Genomic DNA, 3,561 nt, shown 5'->3' with positions numbered 1-3,561 from the left:
GACCGCCCGTTCGGCGCGGGCGACGCCGTGCGCGTGGCGGTCGCCTGGCAGGTCACGCGGCTGGCCATCGATGCGGTGGACGACGCGGTCGCGGCGATGCTCGACGTGCCGGACGACTACCGGCTCGGCGCGTTCGAGCAGCGCGTCGTCGTCGATCTGCGAGACGACCGCATCGTGCCGACGCGCGGCGCGTACGTCGAGCTGCGCGCCGAGGAGGGCGGCGGTTTCGCCGGCGGCGCGGTCGACTACCTGCGGCTCGTCCCCGAGGCGCGCGGCTACGTCCCCGCCGGGGCGGCGGTGATCGCCGCGCGTGCGCGCGTCGGCTGGCTTCGCGCGCTCGGCGGCGGGCGCACGCCGCTCACGCGCCGGTTCTTCGGCGGCGGCAGCGCCGGCCACCGGGGGTTCGGCTCGCGGCGGCTGTCGCCCGAGGTGCGCGACGCGGACGGCGACGCGCTGCCCGGCGGTGGCGACGCGCTGGTCGAGGTCAGCTCCGAGGTGCGCGCGCCGCTGCCGTGGAAGCCGTTTCGCGCGGTGGCGTTCGTCGACGGCGGCGACGTGACACCGTCGTTCGACGCGCTGGATCTGGGGCGGCTCCACTGGGCCGTCGGGATCGGGTTGCGCATCGATACGCCGGTGGGGCCGGCCCGCATCGACGTCGGCTATCGGCTCAATCGCACCGCGCCGGCCGAGCCGGACGGGCGGCCGAACCCGCAAGCCGGGCGGCGGGTGCAGTTCTTTGTCAGCCTCGGGGAGGCGTTCTGACCGTGCGGATCGACCGCGTACTGCGCGCCGTGGCGCTCGTCCCCGTGGTCGCGGTCGCCGCGAGCCTCGCGATCGCAGTCGTCGCCTGGGCGCTGTCGTTCACCGAGCGCGGCGAGCGCGAGATTCACGCGTTCGTCGAGCGCGCGCTCGGCGACGCGATGCCCGCGGCCGACGTGACGATCGGCGCGGTCGACGTCGCGTGGTCCGGCGCGATCGAGCTGCGCGACGTGCGGATTTCCGTGGACGGTGCGACGTTCGCGGCGGCGCGGACGATTCGGCTGGAGGTCGAGCCGTTTTCGCTGCTCGGCGGCGCACTGCGCGTTCCGGTGGCGGAGCTCGCCGGCGCGCAGATCGACGCGACGGCAGATTGGGCGCGGGTCGCGCCGCCGCCGTCGGACGGCCCGGGGCTGCGGATCGTCGCCGGCGACGTGCGGATCGACGACGTCACCGTCGCGTTGGCCGGGGCGACGATCGACGGCATCGCCGCGCGCGCGGCGGTCGAGACCGAGCCGCTGCGCGTGCGCGTCGACGGCGTCCGCGCGCGCTGGCGCGAGCGGGATCTCGCGGTGGAAGCCGCCGGTGCGGCTGCGGAGTCGGACGGCGGGTGGGTGGTCACCGGCGCGGCGGTGCGCGCCCGCGGCGCGACGGTCGCGGTGCCGCGCGCGGCGGTCGACGCCGCCGGCGGAGTCGCCGCGCTCGCGCAAATCGACGCACCCGCGGCCGCGGTCGGCGCGCTGGCGGATGCGCTCGGCGCGCCGGAGTGGGCGGCGCGGTGGCGGGGCGACGCGGCGATCGACGTCGCGGTCGCGCGCGATGGCGCCGCGGGGCCGTGGCGCGTCACCGCGGTCGGCCGGGCCGGCGGCGCGGCGCTGGCGGCGGCGGCCGCGGGTCGGCCGGGGCAGTGGGACGCGCCGGGCACGGAGGCGCGGGTGCGCATCGACGAACTGTCGCCTGCGGCGCTGTGGGGCGGCGCACCCGAGGGTCGCGCGGCCGTGCGGTTGACCGCGCGGCCGGGCCACGCGCGCGTGGAAGTCGCCGGTGCGCTCGCCGGCGTGCCGGTGCACCGCGCCGTCGTCGACGCGGCCGGCGATCTGGACGCGGCCGACATCGACGTGACCGCCACCACGGCGACCGGTCCGATCGAAGCCCACGCGCACCTCGCGCGCGACGACGGCGGACGGATCGCGATCCGGCGCGGCCGACTCCGCGGCGACGTGGCCGCGCTGGCGCGCGCGACCGGCCGCGTCGCCGCCGGCCGCATGTGGATCGAGGCGCGCGCCGCGGGACCGGTCGACGACGTGCGCGTCGACGCCGGTGTGGAGGCGGACGACGTCGCGGCGGCCGGCGTACGCGCGCGCTCGGTTCGCGCAACCGTCACCGCGGCGCACGTCGCGGCGACCGGGCCGTGGCGGCCGATCGCCGCGCGGGTGGACGTGCGGGCCGACGAGGTCGACCTCCGCGGGCATGCGGTGCGGGCGGCCGCGGTGCGCGCCGACGTGCGCGACGACGGTCGCCGGCTCGCGGTCGACGCGTCGATTCGGGGCTATCGCGGGGTGGACGCGGCGCGCGCCAAGGTGGCGGTGTCGCGGTCGGAGTCGGCCGTGCGCGTGGTGATCGACGAGCTGTGGATCGCGACCGGCACGCTCACGTGGACCGGCCGCGGCGGCCGCGTTCGGGTCGACACGGCCGGCGCGGGGCGCGTGCGGGTAGAGGGAGTCACCCTCGCGTCGCCGGCGGGCGCGATCGCGGCGTCCGGCGTGCTCGGCGCCACCGGCCGGCGGCGCGGCGAGGGCGCGCTGACCTTGGCAATCGACGATCTCGACCTGGCGCGCGCGCGGCCGACGTTGGCCGCGTTCGGGTTCGCGCAGCCGATCGCCGGCGAGGTCGCCGCTCGCGCCGACCTGCGCCGGCGCGGGCGCGCGTTGGCCGTCGACGCGCGCGCGGAGCTGCGCCGGTTTGCGTGGCGCCCCGGAGTTCGGCCGGCGCACGCGGTCGCGGTCGTGCGCGTCGCCGACGGCGTCGGCCACGTCGAGGTCGACGTCGCGCCGGTGCGCGGCCGAGCGCGCGTGTCGGCGCGGGGCGAGGTGGCGGCGCCGGCGGATCCCCTCGACGTGGACGCGTGGGCCGCGGCCGGCGCGGACGCGGTCCGGTCGGCGTCGGTCGACGTGGTCGGGGTCACCGGCGCCCTCGTCGGCGACATGACCGGGTGGACCGTGCCCGCCGACGGGCGGGTGGACGCGCGCATCGCCTATACGGCGGTCGCCGACGGCGCCGCGGCCGACGCCGGCCCCGCCGCCGACATCGCGATCGCCGCGACGCGCGTGCGCACGCCGTGGGCGTCGCGCCTCGGCGCGACGTGGCGCGGACGGTGGGGCGCGCAGGGGCTGGCCGGTGCGTTCGAACTCGCGGTCGCCGGCGCGACGGCGGCGCGCGGCGACGTCTCGGTCGCGGTGCCGCTCGAGGACGTGTGGCGGCGGGCGGGGGCCGCGCTGGCCGGAGCGCCCGTCGCTGGCCACGTCGTCGCGGATGCGTTCGATCTGCGCCGGCTCGCCGACGCGGGCGTCGTCGCCGTGCCGATCTCCGGCCACGTGACCGCGCGCGCGTCCGTCGCCGGCACCGTCGCAGCGCCCGTCGTCACGGTCGACCGGGTAGCCGGTGACGACATCGCCGTCGCGGGCGTTCCGGTGCCGGCGGTGACCGCGACGGGGTCGTGGCAGCGGGGCGAAATCCGCGCGAGCGTCCGCGCGCGGCAGCCGGCCGGCGGATCGCTGGTCGCCGACGGCGTCTACCGGCCGGGCG

Annotated in this window: 1 protein-coding gene and 1 pseudogene; one reads left to right on the top strand and one right to left on the bottom strand. The window is 79.2% G+C overall.

What is annotated here, in order from left to right; translation table 11 throughout:
- Window positions 1–762, top strand: a 762-nt coding sequence (locus tag D6689_12205; GenBank protein RMH40986.1) for a hypothetical protein, incomplete at its 5' end; no start/stop codon positions are given.
- A gap of 702 nt (window positions 763–1,464) precedes the next feature.
- Here D6689_12205 and D6689_12200 read toward each other — a convergent pair.
- Window positions 1,465–1,587 (bottom strand): annotated as a pseudogene (locus D6689_12200) (2-oxoglutarate dehydrogenase E2).
- Window positions 1,588–3,561: the final 1,974 nt, after the last annotated feature.

This window comes from Deltaproteobacteria bacterium (assembly GCA_003696105.1).
In the GTDB taxonomy this organism is placed as follows: Bacteria; Myxococcota_A; Polyangia; order Haliangiales; family J016; genus J016.
This window is presented reverse-complemented; position numbering and strand designations above follow the sequence as displayed.